Source organism: Bacillus pumilus, from assembly GCF_900186955.1.
Taxonomy (GTDB): Bacteria; Bacillota; Bacilli; order Bacillales; family Bacillaceae; genus Bacillus; species Bacillus pumilus.
The window spans coordinates 1,854,906-1,873,699 of sequence record NZ_LT906438.1; the positions used below are offsets into that span (position 1 = coordinate 1,854,906).

Here is an 18,794-nt window from a genome sequence, read left to right on the forward strand (position 1 = left end):
TCTTTTTTATGTTTATTTTTCTTGTGCTTCTTGGAAGATCTCGCCGATGATTTCATATGAACGCATTCTTTCTTGATGGTCAAACATATCCGAATTAATCATCACTTCGTCTGCTTGAGTGGCTTCAATAAAGGCTTCCAATTCTTTTTTCACCTTTTCTTTATCCCCGATCATTGTCGAACTTAATTGTTCATCCACCATCGCTTTTTCATATGGACTCCAAAGGCCGTCCATACTGTCGACAGGCGCTTTGAGTTTTCCTGGAGTATTTCGAATGAGACTCAAAAACCGCTGATAATGAGAGGTTGCCAAATATTCAGCTCGCTCTGTTTGATCTGCAGCAAAAGCTGTCACCCCCACCATGGCATAAGGCTCTTTTAACACATCAGAAGGTCTAAATGACTGTCTATACAACTCTAAAGCAGGAATTGTATTTTTAGGTGAAAAATGTGCGGCAAAGGCAAATGGCAATCCAAGTTCTCCTGCAAGTCTTGCGCTAAAACCGCTTGAACCAAGCAGCCAAATCGGGATGTTTAGACCCTCTCCCGGAACGGCTCTTACATGTTTTTTGACTTGTCCGGTTGGTTTAAAATATTGCCGAAGTTCTTCTAGCTGCTCAGGGAAATCTTCTCCATTATGAAGATTACGTCTAAGCGCCCTTGCCGTTAACTGATCTGTCCCTGGTGCTCTGCCAAGACCTAAATCAATTCTCCCCGGATATAATGTCTCAAGTGTCCCAAATTGTTCAGCAATGACAAGTGAAGAGTGGTTTGGCAGCATAATTCCGCCAGATCCTACTCGAATTTTTTCGGTTCCGCCAGCAATATACCCAATTAAAACGGACGTTGCAGAACTCGCAACACCTTCCATATTATGGTGTTCTGCCAGCCAGTATCTATGATAACCCCACTTCTCCGCCTTTTTTGCTAAATCCATACTATGTTCAAAAGATTCCTTAATGGTGCCGCCTTCTGTTACAGAGGATAAATTTAAAACGGAATAAGCTGTGCGCTGTAAAACTGATTGACTCATAAATGATGTCCCCATTTCTGTCAAAAATCATACTAGTCCCATACTTTCAACACCATAACATAAAATCATCAAACATTTAAATGATTTGATTCGATGATTTTCGAAATGATGATTTTCTAGGTTTTACTTCCAATTTAAAAATTTGCTCATAGAATGAAATATCAATTTTAGGAGATGGGCAATTTGTACAATCAATTCGATCACAAATGTCCCTTTTGCGGTAAATATCATGAACAGCCTCATTACAAAAGATCACGTCATGACCGTCCTCAAAGAAGAGACTGTCCATTTATCAAACAAGAACTTTTGAAACAAAATAGACCTCAAGGAAATCCTCTCTGTCACAGTGCAAAAGGAGAAAAACAATCAAAACCAATTCAAAGGGTTAGACGAAGAGGTCCCGCTGGGCCTATAGGACCCACCGGACCTGCTGGCGCTACTGGGGCAACCGGTGCCACTGGTCTAACCGGAGATACTGGTCCTACTGGACCTACAGGTGTAACTGGAGATACCGGTCCTACTGGAGCCACTGGTGTAACTGGAGATACTGGCCCTACTGGACCAACAGGTGTAACCGGAGATACCGGTCCTACTGGAGTTACTGGTGATACCGGTTCTACTGGACCAACAGGTGTAACCGGAGATACCGGTCCTACTGGAGCTACCGGCCCTACTGGAGCCACTGGTGCGACCGGTGATACTGGTCCAACTGGACCTACAGGTGTAACTGGAGATACCGGTCCAACGGGAGCTACTGGTGCAGGGTTAACAGGTATTGAAGCGTTTGATCCGGTAATCAGCCCTACTTACCAAGTAGGGCAAGTAGTGACCTTTAATGGCAGTACGTATGTAGTAAATACTGCACCACCGACAGGTACACCAGATACTTCCCTAGACTACACATTACTGGCTGCAGCAGGATCAACTGGAGATACCGGTCCAACGGGAGTTACTGGTGCAACCGGAGATACCGGCCCAACTGGAGTTACTGGTCCAACGGGAGTTACTGGTGCTACTGGTGCTACTGGTGCCACTGGAGATACCGGTCCTACTGGACCAACAGGTGTAACCGGAGATACCGGTCCTACTGGAGTTACTGGTGCTACTGGTGATACTGGTCCAACGGGAGTTACTGGTGCGACTGGTGATACCGGTCCTACTGGAGCTACTGGAGCAACTGGTGCAACCGGAGATACCGGCCCAACTGGAGTTACTGGTGATACTGGAGTTACTGGTGCTACTGGTGATACTGGTGATACTGGTCCAACGGGAGTTACTGGTGCGACTGGTGATACCGGGCCTACTGGAGCTACTGGAGCAACTGGTGCAACCGGAGATACCGGCCCAACGGGAGTTACTGGTGCAACCGGAGATACCGGTCCAACGGGAGTTACTGGTGCAACCGGAGATACCGGCCCAACTGGAGTTACTGGTGCTACTGGAGTTACTGGTGCGACTGGAGATACCGGTCCTACTGGAGCCACTGGTGCTACCGGGGCTACCGGTCCTACTGGAGTTACTGGTGCCACTGGTGATACTGGTCCAACTGGAGCCACTGGTGTAACCGGAGATACCGGTCCTACTGGAGTTACTGGTGCCACTGGTGATACTGGTCCAACTGGACCAACAGGTGTAACCGGAGATACCGGCCCTACTGGAGTTACTGGTGCAACCGGAGATACCGGTCCTACTGGAGCCACTGGTGCAACCGGAGATACTGGTCCTACTGGAGATACCGGCCCTACTGGAGCAACTGGTGCTACCGGAGCAACCGGAGATACCGGTCCTACTGGAGTTACTGGTGCGACTGGAGATACCGGTCCTACTGGACCAACAGGTGTAACCGGAGATACCGGTCCTACTGGACCAACAGGTGTAACCGGAGATACCGGTCCTACTGGAGTTACTGGTGCCACTGGTGATACTGGTCCAACGGGAGTTACTGGTGCGACCGGAGATACCGGTCCTACTGGAGATACCGGCCCTACTGGAGCCACTGGTGCGACCGGAGATACCGGCCCAACTGGAGTTACTGGTGCTACTGGAGTTACTGGTCCTACTGGAGTTACTGGTGCTACTGGAGTTACTGGTCCAACGGGAGTTACTGGTGCTACTGGTGCTACTGGTGCCACTGGAGATACCGGTCCTACTGGACCAACAGGTGTAACCGGAGATACCGGTCCTACTGGAGTTACTGGTGCTACTGGTGATACTGGTCCAACGGGAGTTACTGGTGCGACTGGTGATACCGGTCCTACTGGAGCTACTGGAGCAACTGGTGCAACCGGAGATACCGGCCCAACTGGAGTTACTGGTGATACTGGAGTTACTGGTGCTACTGGTGATACTGGTGATACTGGTCCAACGGGAGTTACTGGTGCGACTGGTGATACCGGGCCTACTGGAGCTACTGGAGCAACTGGTGCAACCGGAGATACCGGCCCAACGGGAGTTACTGGTGCAACCGGAGATACCGGTCCAACGGGAGTTACTGGTGCAACCGGAGATACCGGCCCAACTGGAGTTACTGGTGCTACTGGAGTTACTGGTGCGACTGGAGATACCGGTCCTACTGGAGCCACTGGTGCTACCGGGGCTACCGGTCCTACTGGAGTTACTGGTGCCACTGGTGATACTGGTCCAACTGGAGCCACTGGTGTAACCGGAGATACCGGTCCTACTGGAGTTACTGGTGCCACTGGTGATACTGGTCCAACTGGACCAACAGGTGTAACCGGAGATACCGGCCCTACTGGAGTTACTGGTGCAACCGGAGATACCGGTCCTACTGGAGCCACTGGTGCAACCGGAGATACTGGTCCTACTGGAGATACCGGCCCTACTGGAGCAACTGGTGCTACCGGAGCAACCGGAGATACCGGTCCTACTGGAGTTACTGGTGCGACTGGAGATACCGGTCCTACTGGACCAACAGGTGTAACCGGAGATACCGGTCCTACTGGACCAACAGGTGCAACCGGAGATACCGGTCCAACGGGAGTTACTGGTGCAACCGGAGATACCGGCCCAACTGGAGTTACTGGTGCTACTGGAGTTACTGGTGCGACTGGAGATACCGGTCCTACTGGAGATACCGGCCCTACTGGAGCCACTGGTGCGACCGGGGCTACCGGTCCTACTGGAGTTACTGGTGCCACTGGTGATACTGGTCCAACTGGAGCCACTGGTGTAACCGGAGATACCGGTCCTACTGGAGTTACTGGTGCCACTGGTGATACTGGTCCAACTGGACCAACAGGTGTAACCGGAGATACCGGCCCTACTGGAGTTACTGGTGCAACCGGAGATACCGGTCCTACTGGAGCCACTGGTGCAACCGGAGATACTGGTCCTACTGGAGATACCGGCCCTACTGGAGCAACTGGTCCTACTGGAGTTACTGGTGATACTGGTGATACTGGTCCAACGGGAGTTACTGGTGCGACTGGTGATACCGGGCCTACTGGAGCTACTGGAGCAACTGGTGCAACCGGAGATACCGGCCCAACGGGAGTTACTGGTGCAACCGGAGATACCGGTCCAACGGGAGTTACTGGTGCAACCGGAGATACCGGCCCAACTGGAGTTACTGGTGCGACCGGAGATACTGGTCCAACCGGAGTTACTGGTGCTACTGGACCAACAGGTGTAACCGGAGATACCGGTCCAACGGGAGCCACTGGTGCGACCGGAGTTACTGGTCCTACTGGACCTACAGGTGTAACTGGAGATACCGGTCCTACTGGAGTTACTGGTGCCACTGGTGATACTGGTCCAACGGGAGTTACTGGTGCGACCGGAGCTACCGGTCCTACTGGAGCTACCGGTCCAACGGGAGCCACTGGTGCGACCGGAGATACTGGTCCAACTGGACCTACAGGTGTAACTGGAGATACCGGTCCAACGGGAGCTACTGGTGCAGGGTTAACAGGTATTGAAGCGTTTGATCCGGTAATCAGCCCTACTTACCAAGTAGGGCAAGTAGTGACCTTTAATGGCAGTACGTATGTAGTAAATACTGCACCACCGACAGGTACACCAGATACTTCCCCAGACTACACATTACTGGCTGCAGCAGGATCAACTGGCTCAACTGGAGATACCGGCCCTACTGGACCAACAGGTGTAAACGGAGATACCGGCCCTACTGGACCAACAGGTGTAACCGGAGATACTGGCCCTACTGGTGCCACTGGGGCAACCGGAGATACTGGACCTACTGGAGCCACAGGTATCACTGGTTCAACTGGACCTACTGGAACAGGTGGTTTTACGGATACAGCTCTTTATGCTGCTAATAGTTCTGGTCCTACCATTGTTACTGTAGCCGGGGGAACCAATATTCCTTTACCAAACTTTCAAAACATTACTGGTTTTACAGCAAACGGCACAAATACTGTTTTTACCGTTCTACAAACTGGTAAATATTATATTACGTATCAAGTCAATACCACTACAGCACTTTTGATTAACACACGTTTGCTTTTAAATGGAGCAACTACTATTTCTGGTTCTGTCCAATCACCTGTTATCTCTACTTCATTTATTAACAATACTGTCATTGTTAATTTAACAGCTGGTAATACCATTTCACTGCAGTTTTTTGGGGCGGTTGTCACAGCTATATTAGTTGGCGGTGGTGGTGCTGCAGGAGCAACCTTGACCATTATACGGCTCAGCTAAACAAAAAAAGAAAGGCTTTTTCAGCCTTTCTTTTTTATGTCTTCTACGACATTTATACATTGTTCAATATCATCAGATTGTAAGAGGTGAAAAATAGATTGGATGACGGTAAACTCTAAATTCCACCATTCTAATAACTGAAGTTTTTCGATTATTTCAGATGAAAATCGGTATTTCATGAGCTGCTGCGGATTTCCTGCGGCAATCGCATATGGGGGCACATCTTTTGTGATGACACTATTTGCACCAATCACTGCTCCGTTCCCTATACATACTCCTGACATGATTGTTGCTCCATAACCAATCCAGACATCGTGTCCTATGTGGACATCTCCTTTTGACTTTGGATGTCCTTTAATGTGAGAAGCTTCCTTGAAAATTTGATTAAACGGATACGTTGTGGCCCAATCTGTACGGTGTTCACCGCCAAGGAAAATTTTGACTTCGTTTGCGATGGAACAAAACTTTCCAATGTTTAATGTTGTTCCTTCTCCCCACGTCAGCACTTGGAAATCTGGTCCGGCATAAGAAAAATCACCGATATTGTACGCGCTCAGTTCACTTCTTTGATTCAAATACATAGAAGATCAGACCTCCTGAAAAGTGATAGATCTTCGTATGTATATGCTGCTTCACACTTTTACATTATGACTGCACTAGCGCTACAATCTGTTTTTTCTTCCATACGAGCTGATAGTAGCCATATTGAAGGAGTAAGTTCACAAAGAAAGCCGCAGGATAGCCAATCCAGATGCCCTTGATGCCAAGGGTTGTGTAGTGCGATAGCACATAAGCGACTGGTACTTCTACAAGCCAAATGGAACAAATACTAAAGATCGTTGGCCATAGCACTGTTCCGCTTGCTCTCATCGTGGCTGCAACAATTTGGGCTGTTCCAAAAATAAGATAGCTCCATAATGTAATGACAACTAAGCTATAGGCAATGTCAATCGTCTTAGAATCTGTTAAAAAGATAGATAAAATCTGCGGTGCGAAGAGATAAACAATGATAATAATGAATCCGCCTATGGCAAAATTGAGCCCTAGCCCGATTTTTATCACATCTTTCAATCGGTTGATATTCCCTGCGCCGATGAATTGTGCTGCAAAGATCGAGACCGCAATGCCAAGACTCACCGCCGGCATCTGCACATAGCTCACAACTTGATTAACAACACCATAGGCAGCAGTCGCCTGTGATCCATAATCATTGACAAAGGAAATAACAGCAATTTCTGATAAAGAAATAAGGATCATATTAATGCTCGATGGAATGCTGAGCTTTAATAATGTTTTTAGTAGATCCCCTTTCATCAATAAATGCTTTCTAACCGATGCATCGATGCGAAGCGGGTGTTTTGTTTTATATAAGTAGATATGTAGAATAATAAACGTCACAATGGTTGAAATCACAGAAGCATACGCAGCACCGTATAAACCAAATGCCGGCAGTCCCAGCCAGCCAAATAATAAAATCGGCAGCATCAAAATATTCGTTGCCGTACTAATCATTAAGAAATAAAAAGGCGTTTTTGAATCCCCTGTCCCTCGCAGGAAAGTCGTGTAAACAAAATAAAGAAATAAGATCGGCATTGAGATGAATAGAATTCTGGCATAAGCCGCACTTTCCTCCACGATATTCGCAGGTGTTCCCATGAGATTTAAGATATCTGTTGCAAAAAAACCTCCAATGATTGCTAAAGAAAGTCCGATCAAAAAAGTGAATGAAAGCGTTGTGCCAATAATTTCTTTTAATCTTTGTTCATTTTTTGCTCCATACGCTTGTCCAATAAGGATTGAACTTCCCGATCCAATTCCGATGGAAAAAGAAACGAGTAAAAAGAAAAGCGGAAAGAATGCAGAAATGGCAGCTACTGCATCCTCTCCAATCCATCTGCCGACAAGGACAATGGATACAAGCTGTCCGATTGATTGCAAAATATTGCTAAGCAAAAGCGGGACGAGAAAAATGGACATGGTTTTTACTAAAGATTGATTGTTATCTAACGTCATGATGGTTCTCCTTCTCTATCTAAAGATTCTCAGCTAAAATGCTGACAATGTGGTCTTCTATCTCTTTCCCTTTTTCGTCATCAACAAGATGATTTAATAAAATGGAAAAAGCGAGCGTCTTTCCGCTCTTCGTGTCAATATATCCAGAAAGTGTACTGACCGTAGTTAATGAACCTGTTTTTGCACGTACTTTTTCTAGTGTAGCTGGTTCTTTCAACCTGTTTCTTAACGTCCCTCCCACCATTCGGTCACTTGCTCCTGCTAACGGAAGCGCATGTTCATAGGTCTTAAACCATTTTTCCTTTTGAATGTTTGTTAAAAATAACGTGAACTGGTTGGCAGAAACAAGGTTAATAGGTGAGATGCCTGACCCATCTCGCAGCACTGCAAGAGATGGATCGATGCCGAATGCAGGAAGCCGTTCATTCATCACATCCAGTCCATCTTCAAAGCTCCCTTTGCTTTTCACTTGTTTTCCAAGTTCCTTCAGCAACATTTCTGCATGGGTATTGTTGCTGAGTTTCATCATGGGAACAAGGAGCTCTGATAAAGGCATCGATGAATGGGTGGCAATTTTCTTGGCTTTTTTAGGAACTTGTTTTATTTTAAGCGGTCCTTTTACGTGAATCCCTTCCGCCTTTAACGCTCGTTTCATTAAATCTAACGCATAAGAGGATGGCTCCCATAATGCTACCCATTGTCTAGATGCACTCGCTTTCACCGGAATGGCGCCAGTTAAAGTGATTTTGTTGGTGCCGTGAGAGCGCTTAAAAGAAATCTTCTTTTTCCCTTCTTTTGGCACGGTTTTTACTTGATTGATGACTTGAGGGACAGAAGTCTTCGGAATCATGTCATAGGTTGCTTTTTGCCCAGCTTTTTTGCCTGGCTTTACTTCGAGAATCACGGTTCCTGCATCAAAATCTTGATTCGGTGAAGCCGTGAGAGCAGAGATTTGTGCACCGTAATATTGATCCTCATCACTCCAAGGTAAATCAATCGAATATCTTGTGTCATCATACCATGTATCGTCTGCCGCAAGCTGTCCGCGAATTGTATGTATTCCGGTCTTTTTCACTTGTTTGGCAAGTGCTACAAAATCCTCTTCTAATAAAGTCGGATCCCCGGTACCGTGTAGATACAGGTTGCCATGTAACGTTTTCTTTTGAATAGAACCATCTATCCAGATGTCTGTCGGGAATGTGTGTGTTTCTCCTAGTATATCAAGGGCGATGGCTGATGTGAGCAGTTTCATATTAGAAGCAGGAGTAAGACGAATATCGGCTTGATGTTCATAAAGAAGAGAGGAGTCAGAAGTATCGCGGACGCTGATGCCAGAGATCGCGCCCTCTAAACCAGGTGCTGTTCGTATAAATTCATCTAAAGCTGTCACCCACGGCAGTGAGTCGTCACGAGCTGTAAGTTGATCATCTTTTGCTGAAAAAGGGAGAAATAAAATCGACAGGATACATATGTGTAAAAACAAGATCTGTGAAAAACGCTTCACGCAATCCCTCCTTTTTAGTCGCAGCCAATTTTAGAAGAATATGTTCATTATACACAAAAGAACGTTTGTTCTCAAAGGTTTTTTAAACAGAAAAGTCAGCTTTCTTTGACGAAAACTGACAAGCTCTTTACCTTTTTTCTGGATTCCAGCCATCGGTTCCGCTAAGAACAGCTTGCACTGTGATTTGACTTGCTTCGTTTTTCGATAAAATACTGGACCATTTTACGCGATTTGCTGCGTTGCTTCCTGCTCCTGTCGATCCATATTCTTTATATCTTGCTGTTCTTTCGTTATCACGGTTATCCCAGTTATGCCATCCATCTACCTTTATATGATCATCCATTTTTGTATAGAGGAATGTCACAGCAGAATGAGGCCGCCACGGACGTCCTAAATAAACTGATTGAGCAGCAGCCGTTCCCTTTTTGAGCGTAGAATCGATGAATACATATCCATACTTTTGCGCTTCTGTTGTGGATGCTGCAGTAATATACCCATTTCCAAGACTTTTTATTTCAGCTCTTTTAAACACGGCTGTGGCTGATCCAAAAATAAAATCGACCGTGCCTTCGATATAGCAGTTTTCATAATATTGCCGGCCTGTACCTGTTGCATAAAGCGTATCTTGATAGCCTAAGACCCGTATTTGTTTGAACGCAGCCCGGTCGCCGGACACGTATAGTGCAACCGCCTGACCAGCATGTCTGCCTGCCGTATTTTGAAAGGTGATATTTTCTGCGTAAAAGTCGTTCGCACGAATCATTGTGCTTGAGCTATTTGTTGTGCTGCCAGTACTTGCATTTGTATCATGATACGTCAGAATCGTCTTGTATTGGTCTTCCCCGATAAAGGACACGTAAGGTTTATTTTGCGGAAGTAGGATTTTTTCTTTATACACACCATTTTTAATATAGATCGTGACGCGCTGTTGATTGTTCACTGGAATCGCATCAATGGCAGATTGAACGGTTCGAAACGAGCCATTTCCCTTTTGATCGACCACAAGGACGCGATTTGTTTGATTCTGATGTCCGGCTGCTTGAAGTGAAGCTTGGTTCAATAGTAATAAAGACAAGACGACTACAAGCCATACCTTTCCATACTTCATCGTACATCTCCTCCTCTTTGTGAACGTTTTCAATCAAACATTCTTTTTGATCCTATTCATGACACGCACAAAAAAACACCCACTTATAGATGTTATGGATGTTTTTTAGACTTTTCATATTTCATTGCATAAATCCCTTCATTTTCAATCCATTCACAAAATAGAACGTCTCGATAAGAAGAAATGTGCTGCTTTTTTAATTGCTCACTCAGCCATGTTTCATCGAAACCAGCTTCTTGTAAATCTTTTTTTAAAATTTCGCCATCAATAATAAACGTTCTAGGCAATTTGACTTCTTTTCCCTTCACGTTCACATCTTCTGCGGTGGCTGTTGCGTATTTCATTTTCGGAAGAACGCTCACCGAGCCGTCTGTTTCCAAAATGGCATATTCAATTTCATTCAAAGCAAAATGACCCTTCGCGCGAATCAGTGTCTGCAGCTGATTGAGATCAAGCATATTTTTCTTTAAACGTTTGTAGTGAATCTTCCCTTGATCAATGACAAGTGTCGGTCTTCCTTCTAAAAAGGCTCGAATACCTTTAAAGCGCTGTGAAAACCATTCAACTGTATAGATGAGAACGCCCCATACCGCAACAGCAAACAAAATGTGCTGAATCTTGACTTCTGGGTCAAAAATGGCGTTTCCGACCATTTCGCCTAAAATCAGTGCAGAAATAAAATCAAACGGCGTGATTTGTGCAAATTGTGTTTTCCCTAATAATTTTGTTATAGAAAATAAGGCAAAAAATCCGATAAACAGTTCAATCAAAATACTAAGAAACGGCACAAAAATTCCTTCCTTTCTTGCTGCATTTACATACAGCATATACATGAAAGGAAGGATCTAAACCGTTTACAAAGTAAAACGTCGTCTACCTCAAGCAATGAGTCATATACTTTGACGCATCCATGATCTGGTGCTTGAATGTCACCTCATGAAAGATGGATTTTCAAATCAGCTCACTGCCTAGAGCGGAAAAAAGTGATAGTAAATCAAAATATCTGATTCATAAAAAGCCATGACCACTGGGACTGACCCCCGTTTTTGAGACAGGGATCAAAACACCTTTATACAGCCAATTGCCGATAGTTTATCGGTGATTGGTTGTTTAGTTTCGTTTGAATACGAATGTTGTTATAATAATAAATGTATTCTTTGACAGTGCGTTCTACGATGCTGGTCGTAGTGCGGTCAATCCTGTTAAGATAGAACGTTTCAGACTTTAGTGAGGAATGAAACGATTCGATGGAGGCATTATCAGCGGGCGTCCCTTTACGGGACATGCTCATGGTAATGCCTTTTATATGAACAGCTTTCTGATACTCGTAAGATGTATACACAGAACCTTGATCGCTATGTAACACGCAATTCTCAGGCAGTGCTGGGAGCTGATTAAGTGTGTTTAAGATAAAGTCTGTGTCCTGCTTATCACCAATTGTAAAAGCAATCACTTCTCCATTATATAAATCAAATATACTGGAAAGGTACAATTGTTTCTGTCCATAAGGCAAATACGTGATGTCCGTTACTAGTTTTTCAAGAGGGCGATCAGACTGAAAGTTCCGATCCAGTATATTACCGGCCACGGCATAGGGCTGCCCATTCTTCTTACGCTTTTTCATTTTAACCCGGCATTGCCACTGGTTTTTCTGCATGATACGTTGAACAGTTTTATGGTTAATACGCATTCTCCTTTTTAGTATGGCTGTGATTTTTCGATAACCATATCGATATTTGTGCTTTCGGCACAACGTGCCGACCTGTTTCTCTAGTTGTCTTTTAGAATGATTCTGAGTCAGATCCTTTTTCCATCTATAATACGAAGTACGTAAGATGCCTAAATGGACACAGATGTCCTGTACCGTCATCGTTTTGCACAATTCTTCTACCAGTTTGATTGACGTTTCCTTATCAACTTCCTTTCCAATTCGTTGTATTTTTTTAAAACTTCATTCTGTTGACTCAAATAGCGATTTTCTGCCTGCAGTCTCTCTAATTCGGAAGAGTACTCGGGACCCTTTCCATAGGTATATTGTTTTCCAACAGGCTGTTCGAACCGGTGTGTATCCCCAGCTTTATGCCATCTCACCCATGTCTGAACCTGCGTCTTATTCTTGATATTCAATTTCTGCATGATCTCTTTCATAGGTACGCCTGCCAATCTCATTTCTACAGCCTTCTGTTTGACTTCAACCGGATAACTCACTCTTGTCCCCATAGAAAAAACACCTCCATGTTTTATTTCGGATCACAACGATCCATTTTCAAACTTGAAGGTGTTTTTTATTTGTCTCATCTTATGGGGTCAGTTCCACTCTTCGGTCATGGCTTTTCTTTATATGTGTAAACACCCTTTGTTTGACCTATTTTGGCAGAACCGAACTCCCCATTAAATAACGGTCTACCTCGTGCGCCACTTGTCTTCCTTCATTAATTGCCCAGACAATCAAGCTTTGCCCGCGTCTTGCATCTCCCGCTGCAAATACGCCTTCTACATTTGTTGTATACTCCCCATACGTTGCGTCAATGCGATTGTTTTTGCTGTCCACGCCAAAGTGTTTCACGAGTGGCTGTTCAGTTCCCTCAAAACCAATTGCAATAAAGACTAGCTGAGCCGGCCATACCTTTTCTGTCCCTGGAATCTCATGAAATTCAAACTTCCCTTGTTCGTTTTTCACCTTTTCCATTTGAATCGTATGAAGCTCTTTTAATTTTCCATTTTTGTCTGCCACAATTTTTGTGGTTTGAATGGAATATTGACGCGGATCTTCCCCGAATTTTGCTTGTGCTTCTTCATAAGCATAATCGAGTGAGAAGACGTAAGGCTGTTCAGGCCACATGTTATCCCCTACACGTGTATCCGGAAGCTTCGGATGCTTCCCGAACTGAACAACACTTTTTGCTTTTTGGCGAAGTGCAGTTGCAACGCAATCTGCACCTGTATCTCCCCCGCCAATGACAATCACGTCTTTTCCTTTTGCATCAATGAAGTTTTTGTCTTTAAATCCTGAATCCAGCATGCTTTTTGTTGCGAGGGTCAAATAATCCATCGCTAGGTGAATCCCTTTAGCTTCCCGGCCTTCAATCAACAGGTCACGCTGCTTTTGTGCACCTGTACAAAGGATGACCGCATCAAACTGCTCTTTCAGTTCATCGGCAGTGACATCGACGCCAATTTCTGTGTTCGTTACAAAATCAATGCCTTCTTGTCTCAACAGTTTGACTCTTCGTTCCACTACTTCTTTGTCCAGCTTCATGTTTGGAATGCCGTATGTCAGCAGTCCGCCAAGGCGATCAGACCGTTCGAACACTGTGACGGCGTGGCCTGCTTGGTTTAATTGATCAGCACTTGCAAGTCCTGCTGGTCCTGAGCCGACAATGGCAATCTTCTTGCCTGTACGGCTTGAAGGAATTCTCGGTGTGATCCATCCATTTTCAAAGCCTTTATCAATGATAGTGCGTTCGATATTTTTAATCGAAACAGCTGGATCATTGATGGCGACTGTACATGACCCTTCGCAAGGCGCTGGACACACTCTCCCAGTAAATTCAGGGAAATTATTTGTTTTTTGCAGTCTTTCGAGCGCTTCTTTCCATCTGCCTCGATACACAAGGTCGTTCCATTCTGGAATTAAATTGTAGATCGGGCAGCCTGACACGCCGCCTTTGATCTCCATCCCAATTTGACAAAACGGTGTGCCGCAATCCATACATCTAGCGCCCTGCTTCTTCAATACGTCATCTGTATAAGGAGCTGAATATTCTTTCCAGTCATTTTGACGAGTGAGAGGGTCACGTTCATTTAGCTTTTCTCTTTTATAATCCATAAAACCTGTTGCTTTGCCCATTGTCCTCTCCCCTTTCTTAATGAGCGAGGGCTGCTTTTTGCCCGTTTGCCGTTTCTTGATTTTTCGGTTTCGTGTTTGCTTCAAAGGCATACATGACCGCTTCCTCATGACTAAGGCCCGCTTGTTTTTGTTCTTCAATGCTTTGAAGCATCATTTTGTAATTTCTCGGAATGACCTTGATGAATTGATCCTTTTCTTGCGCCCAGTTTTCTAAAAGTGCCGAAGCTTTTGCGCTGTTTGTATAGTGAAGGTGCTCTTGAATCAGCTGTTTCACTTCTTGCTCTTCATCGTGATCTGTGAGTTTTTCAAACATGATCATTTCCATGTTGCACATTCTTTTGAACTGTTTCGCATCGGATGTATGGACATAAGCTACGCCGCCAGACATTCCTGCGCCGAAGTTCTTTCCGACGTCTCCTAAAATGACGACACGTCCGCCAGTCATGTATTCACAGCCGTGATCACCGATTCCTTCAACAACCACCTGCACGCCTGAATTACGAACGGCAAAGCGCTCACCTGCACGCCCGTTAATATAGGCTTTTCCACTTGTCGCTCCGTAGAATGCGACGTTTCCAACAATGACATTTTCATGTCCATTTTGTACAAAGTGATCAGATGTTTTGACCGCAATTTTGCCTCCTGAGAGTCCTTTGCCGATATAGTCATTTGAATCACCTGTTAAATAGAGAGACATGCCCTTTGGCACAAATGCGCCGAAGCTTTGTCCTGCGGAACCAGTGAACCTTAGTGTGATCGTATCCTCTGGCAAGCCTTCTTCCCCGTAGCGTTTAGACACTTCACTTCCAGTAATGGTTCCGGCCACACGATTGATATTGCGAATATTCAATGATAGATCAACCGGTGTTTGATGATTCAACGCTTCCTGTACATAAGGGAGGATTTCATTCATATCCAGTGATTCATCAATTTTATGATTTTGCGGTGTTCTGAATGTACGAGCTCCTTCTGGCTGATAAAGCAGTGTTTCAAGGTCTAGCTGGCCTGCTTTCCAGTGAGCTTTTGCTCGTTCGCTAACTCCTAGAACATCCGTGCGTCCAATTAATTCATCCATTGATGTAAAGCCGAGCTCCGCTAAGATTTCTCTTACTTCCTCTGCAATAAACATCATGAAATTCACAATATGGTCAGGGTTCCCCATGAATTTTTTACGAAGCTCTGGATTCTGTGTAGCGACGCCGACTGGGCAAGTATCTAAATGACATGCTCTCATCATCACGCAGCCCAATACGACAAGTGGAGCTGTCGCAAAGCCATATTCTTCTGCTCCTAATATCGCAGCCATGACAACGTCGCGACCAGTCATTAACTTTCCGTCCGTTTCAAGAACGACTCTCTCGCGAAGGCCGTTTAACACAAGGGTTTGATGCGCCTCTGCCAAACCGAGCTCCCAAGGAAGTCCTGTGTGTTTAATACTCGTTTTCGGCGAAGCTCCTGTGCCGCCATCGTATCCACTGATCACAATGACATCCGCCGTTCCTTTTGCAACACCTGCTGCAATCGTACCAACGCCTGCTTTAGACACAAGCTTGACGCTGATGCGGGCATCACGGTTCGCGTTTTTCAAATCATGGATCAGCTGCGCTAAATCCTCGATGGAATAAATATCATGATGCGGCGGTGGTGAAATCAATCCGACGCCTGGTGTAGATCCGCGTACATCGGCGACCCAAGGGTATACTTTATTTCCTGGCAGCTGTCCGCCTTCTCCAGGCTTTGCCCCTTGTGCCATTTTAATTTGCAGTTCATCTGCATTGACCAAATAATGACTCTTTACGCCAAAGCGGCCAGAAGCAATTTGTTTAATCGCACTTCTGCGATCATCGCCGCGTTTATCAACTGTAAAGCGTGCAGGATCTTCTCCGCCTTCTCCGCTGTTACTTTTACCGCCAATTCGGTTCATGGCAATCGCAAGTGCTTCGTGCGCTTCTTTACTTAAAGACCCAAATGACATGGCGCCTGTCTTGAATCGGCGCACGATGGATTCAGCAGATTCAACGTCTTCCAAACGAACTGGTTTTTGTTTTGGCTGGAAAGCAAATAAATTTCGAAGGAAGCCGATTCTTTCTTCGTCCGCTGCCTTTGTATATTGCTTAAATAGATCGTAATCTTCATTGCGACATGCCCACTGAAGCGTATGGATCGTTTTTGGATTAAAGGCATGGTGCTCACCATTTTTTCTCCACTGGAAGTCACTTCCTGATTCGAGTGTTTGGTCAGTCGCTGCCTGATACCCTGCTTCATGACGAAGTTTTGCTTCATGTGCAATGGTCTCAAGGTCAATCCCGCCAAGCTGAGAAGCTGTTCCCGTGAAATACGCCTGAATGACGTCTTCACTAATACCAACGGCTTCAAAGATTTGGGCTCCTCTATAGCTTTGCACAGTGGAGATTCCCACTTTAGACATGACTTTGACGACACCTTCGGTTACGCTTTTACCAAACTTTGTGACTGCTTCATCAAAGCTGAAAGAGATCGCTTCTTCTGCAATCAGCTGTTTGTACGTTTCATACACAAGATAAGGATGGATCGCATCTGCTCCGTAGCCAATCAGTGCGGCAAAATGATGAACCTCTCTGACTTCTCCAGATTCAACGATCAGACTCACCTTTGTCCGTAAGCCTTGACGCACAAGATGCTGATGCAGTGCACTTAGCGCTAGAAGTGGTGGAATCGGCACTTTTTCTTCCGTCATTTCACGATCGGAAAGAATTAATAAAGATACACCTTCGCGGATCGCTTTTTCCGCCTCTTCAAACATCGCATCCAGCCCGCGCTTTAAATCATCGGTAAAAAGAGTATGAATCGTTTTACTTTTAAAGGCATTATGAACAATTGTTCTCAAACCGTTAAACTGCCCGCTTGTTAAGACGGGTGTATACAGTTTAATTCGTCGGCATGAATATTCATTCGGATGTAAAATATCTCCTTCAGCACCTAACCACGTCATCGTAGATGTCACAAGCTGCTCACGAATGGCGTCAATCGGCGGGTTCGTCACTTGTGCAAACAGCTGCTTGAAGTAAGAAAACAGAGACTGCGCACGATCTGATAACACAGCAAGCGGAGTGTCGCTTCCCATTGAACCGATTGGGTCCTTGCCTTCTTCTAGTAAAGGAATTAAATACTTTTGAATGTCCTCGTACGTATAATGGAAGGCACGCTGGCGCGTCAATAAATCATCCATTATACTAGAATTTTCTGAATTTTCTTCCGAGCGATTGACGTGCACCATTTCTTCATCAAGCCATTTTTGATAAGGAAGTTCATTCGCAATCGTCGATTTCACTTCTTCGTCAGAAATAATTCGCCCTTCTTCTAAATCAATTAAAAGCATTTTACCTGGCTCAAGACGATCTTTATACTTCACATCCTCTTCATTTGTGTCGATCACCCCGACCTCAGAAGAGAAAATGATATGATCATCATTTGTGACATAGTATCTTGCCGGTCTTAATCCGTTTCGGTCTAAGATGGCTCCGATTTGTTTACCATCAGTAAAGGAAATAGCTGTTGGCCCATCCCACGGCTCCATAAGAGAACTATGGTATTCATAAAATGCCCGTTTTTCTTTCGACATGTGCGTGTTTTCAGTCCATGGCTCTGGAATCAGCATCATGGCTGTATGAGCAGGTGTTCGGCCTGCAAGCACAAAGAATTCAAAGGCATTGTCTAGAATGGATGAATCACTTCCGTCTGCATTCAGCACTGGCAAAATCTTGTCTAAATCGTCTCCGAAAGCTTCAGATACGAATTGTTGTTCTCTTGCTCTCATCCAATTGATGTTTCCTCTTAATGTGTTGATTTCACCGTTGTGAATCAAATAGCGGTTTGGATGGGCTCTTTCCCATGTAGGAAATGTATTTGTACTAAATCGTGAATGAACAAGTGAAAATGCAGAAACAAATGTTTCATCCTGAAGATCAAGATAAAAAGCATCGACTTGATCTGATGTTAAAAGCCCCTTGTATACAATGGTTTGACTCGACAGGCTGACAAAGTAAAATTGTTTTTCCTCTGCTGTCCCCCAGTTCTCAGCCTGTTTACGAATGACATATAATTTTCTTTCAAATGACAAACGATCTGTGATCTTGTCATTTGCCCCGATAAAGACTTGCCTCACAACCGGACAGCTCTTCGCTGCGACAGTACCAATTTTCCCTGCATCAATAGGAACTGTTCTCCAGCCAATTAATGTTTGACCTTCTTGTTTAATGAACCCGTTGATTTTTTGCTCGATGGCTTGGCGCGTTTTCTCGTCATCCTCTTTTGAAAAGAAGACCATTCCTACCCCGTAACGGCCCTTTTCAGGAAGTGCAAAGTCTTTGCAGCTTTTTCTAAAGAAAGCGTCTGGTAGTTGTACCATTAAGCCGGCACCATCACCTGTATACGGATCACTGCCTTGCCCGCCGCGGTGATCAAGCTGGCACAGCATTTGTAATCCCTTTTTGACGATGCTGTGTGTCGCTTCCCCTTTTAAATGAGCGTACAGTCCGATCCCACATGCATCATGTTCAAATTCAGGACGGTAGAGACCTTGTGGTTGTGGTAGTTGATTATAAGTCATCGTTTCTCTCCCCCGT

Annotated in this window: 10 protein-coding genes; 1 reads left to right on the forward strand and 9 read right to left on the reverse strand. The window is 45.0% G+C overall.

The annotated features are described in order from the left end of the window. Nucleotides 1–12: 12 nt before the first annotated feature. On the reverse strand, nucleotides 13–1,032 hold the full coding sequence (locus tag CKW02_RS09360; RefSeq protein WP_095117805.1) for an LLM class flavin-dependent oxidoreductase: 1,020 nt from the start codon (nucleotides 1,030–1,032) through the stop codon (nucleotides 13–15). A 174-nt stretch (nucleotides 1,033–1,206) separates the two neighbouring features. On the opposite strand from CKW02_RS09360, the gene CKW02_RS09365 reads away from it, so the two are divergent. After that, a complete protein-coding gene (locus tag CKW02_RS09365) occupies nucleotides 1,207–5,715 on the forward strand; it encodes a beta strand repeat-containing protein (protein ID WP_095117807.1) in 4,509 nt (1,502 codons plus the stop codon). Between the two features lie 20 nt (nucleotides 5,716–5,735). On the opposite strand, the gene CKW02_RS09370 is transcribed toward CKW02_RS09365, so the two are convergent. The 8 genes from CKW02_RS09370 to gltB all read right to left on the reverse strand — a co-directional run bounded on the left by CKW02_RS09370 (nucleotide 5,736) and on the right by gltB (nucleotide 18,778). Further along, nucleotides 5,736–6,296, reverse strand: a complete 561-nt coding sequence (locus tag CKW02_RS09370) for a CatB-related O-acetyltransferase (RefSeq protein ID WP_003215580.1) — start codon at nucleotides 6,294–6,296, stop codon at nucleotides 5,736–5,738. Nucleotides 6,297–6,360: 64 nt separating this feature from the next. After that, nucleotides 6,361–7,728 carry an MATE family efflux transporter gene (locus CKW02_RS09375; protein ID WP_003215779.1) on the reverse strand — a complete coding sequence of 456 codons (1,368 nt, stop codon included), beginning with the start codon at nucleotides 7,726–7,728 and terminating at the stop codon, nucleotides 6,361–6,363. A gap of 19 nt (nucleotides 7,729–7,747) precedes the next feature. After that, nucleotides 7,748–9,232 (reverse strand): D-alanyl-D-alanine carboxypeptidase/D-alanyl-D-alanine endopeptidase, encoded by a 1,485-nt coding sequence (gene dacB, locus CKW02_RS09380; protein ID WP_095117808.1) that lies wholly within the window; start codon nucleotides 9,230–9,232, stop codon nucleotides 7,748–7,750. 127 nt (nucleotides 9,233–9,359) lie between these two features. Continuing rightward, nucleotides 9,360–10,340, reverse strand: coding sequence for a pectinesterase family protein (locus CKW02_RS09385; RefSeq protein WP_003216121.1), 981 nt, complete (start codon nucleotides 10,338–10,340; stop codon nucleotides 9,360–9,362). A 92-nt stretch (nucleotides 10,341–10,432) separates the two neighbouring features. Further along, complete coding sequence (locus CKW02_RS09390; protein WP_372706112.1) at nucleotides 10,433–11,167, reverse strand: DUF421 domain-containing protein; 735 nt, start codon at nucleotides 11,165–11,167, stop codon at nucleotides 10,433–10,435. Between the two features lie 242 nt (nucleotides 11,168–11,409). Next, nucleotides 11,410–12,560 (reverse strand): IS3 family transposase gene (locus tag CKW02_RS09395; protein ID WP_095117810.1). Its coding sequence is split into 2 segments (ribosomal slippage): nucleotides 11,410–12,278 and nucleotides 12,278–12,560, totalling 1,152 coding nucleotides; the frame shifts between segments, so codons are not numbered across the junction. Between the two features lie 145 nt (nucleotides 12,561–12,705). Continuing rightward, the gene (gltD, locus tag CKW02_RS09400) at nucleotides 12,706–14,190 is read right to left on the reverse strand and encodes a glutamate synthase small subunit (RefSeq protein ID WP_003215491.1); all 1,485 of its coding nucleotides are present in this window, start codon (nucleotides 14,188–14,190) and stop codon (nucleotides 12,706–12,708) included. 16 nt (nucleotides 14,191–14,206) lie between these two features. Beyond that, the gene (gene gltB / locus CKW02_RS09405) at nucleotides 14,207–18,778 is read right to left on the reverse strand and encodes a glutamate synthase large subunit (protein ID WP_003215955.1); all 4,572 of its coding nucleotides are present in this window, start codon (nucleotides 18,776–18,778) and stop codon (nucleotides 14,207–14,209) included. Nucleotides 18,779–18,794 lie beyond the last annotated feature (16 nt).

Coding starts and splice junctions, on each gene's coding strand:
- CKW02_RS09365 (WP_095117807.1), top strand. CDS start 1,207: ATGGGCAATTTGTACAATCAATTCGATCACAAATGTCCCTTTTGCGGT.
- CKW02_RS09370 (WP_003215580.1), bottom strand. CDS start 6,296: ATGTATTTGAATCAAAGAAGTGAACTGAGCGCGTACAATATCGGTGAT.
- CKW02_RS09390 (WP_372706112.1), bottom strand. CDS start 11,167: ATGCTGTATGTAAATGCAGCAAGAAAGGAAGGAATTTTTGTGCCGTTT.
- CKW02_RS09360 (WP_095117805.1), bottom strand. CDS start 1,032: ATGAGTCAATCAGTTTTACAGCGCACAGCTTATTCCGTTTTAAATTTA.
- gltD (WP_003215491.1), bottom strand. CDS start 14,190: ATGGGCAAAGCAACAGGTTTTATGGATTATAAAAGAGAAAAGCTAAAT.
- CKW02_RS09385 (WP_003216121.1), bottom strand. CDS start 10,340: ATGAAGTATGGAAAGGTATGGCTTGTAGTCGTCTTGTCTTTATTACTA.
- gltB (WP_003215955.1), bottom strand. CDS start 18,778: ATGACTTATAATCAACTACCACAACCACAAGGTCTCTACCGTCCTGAA.
- CKW02_RS09375 (WP_003215779.1), bottom strand. CDS start 7,728: ATGACGTTAGATAACAATCAATCTTTAGTAAAAACCATGTCCATTTTT.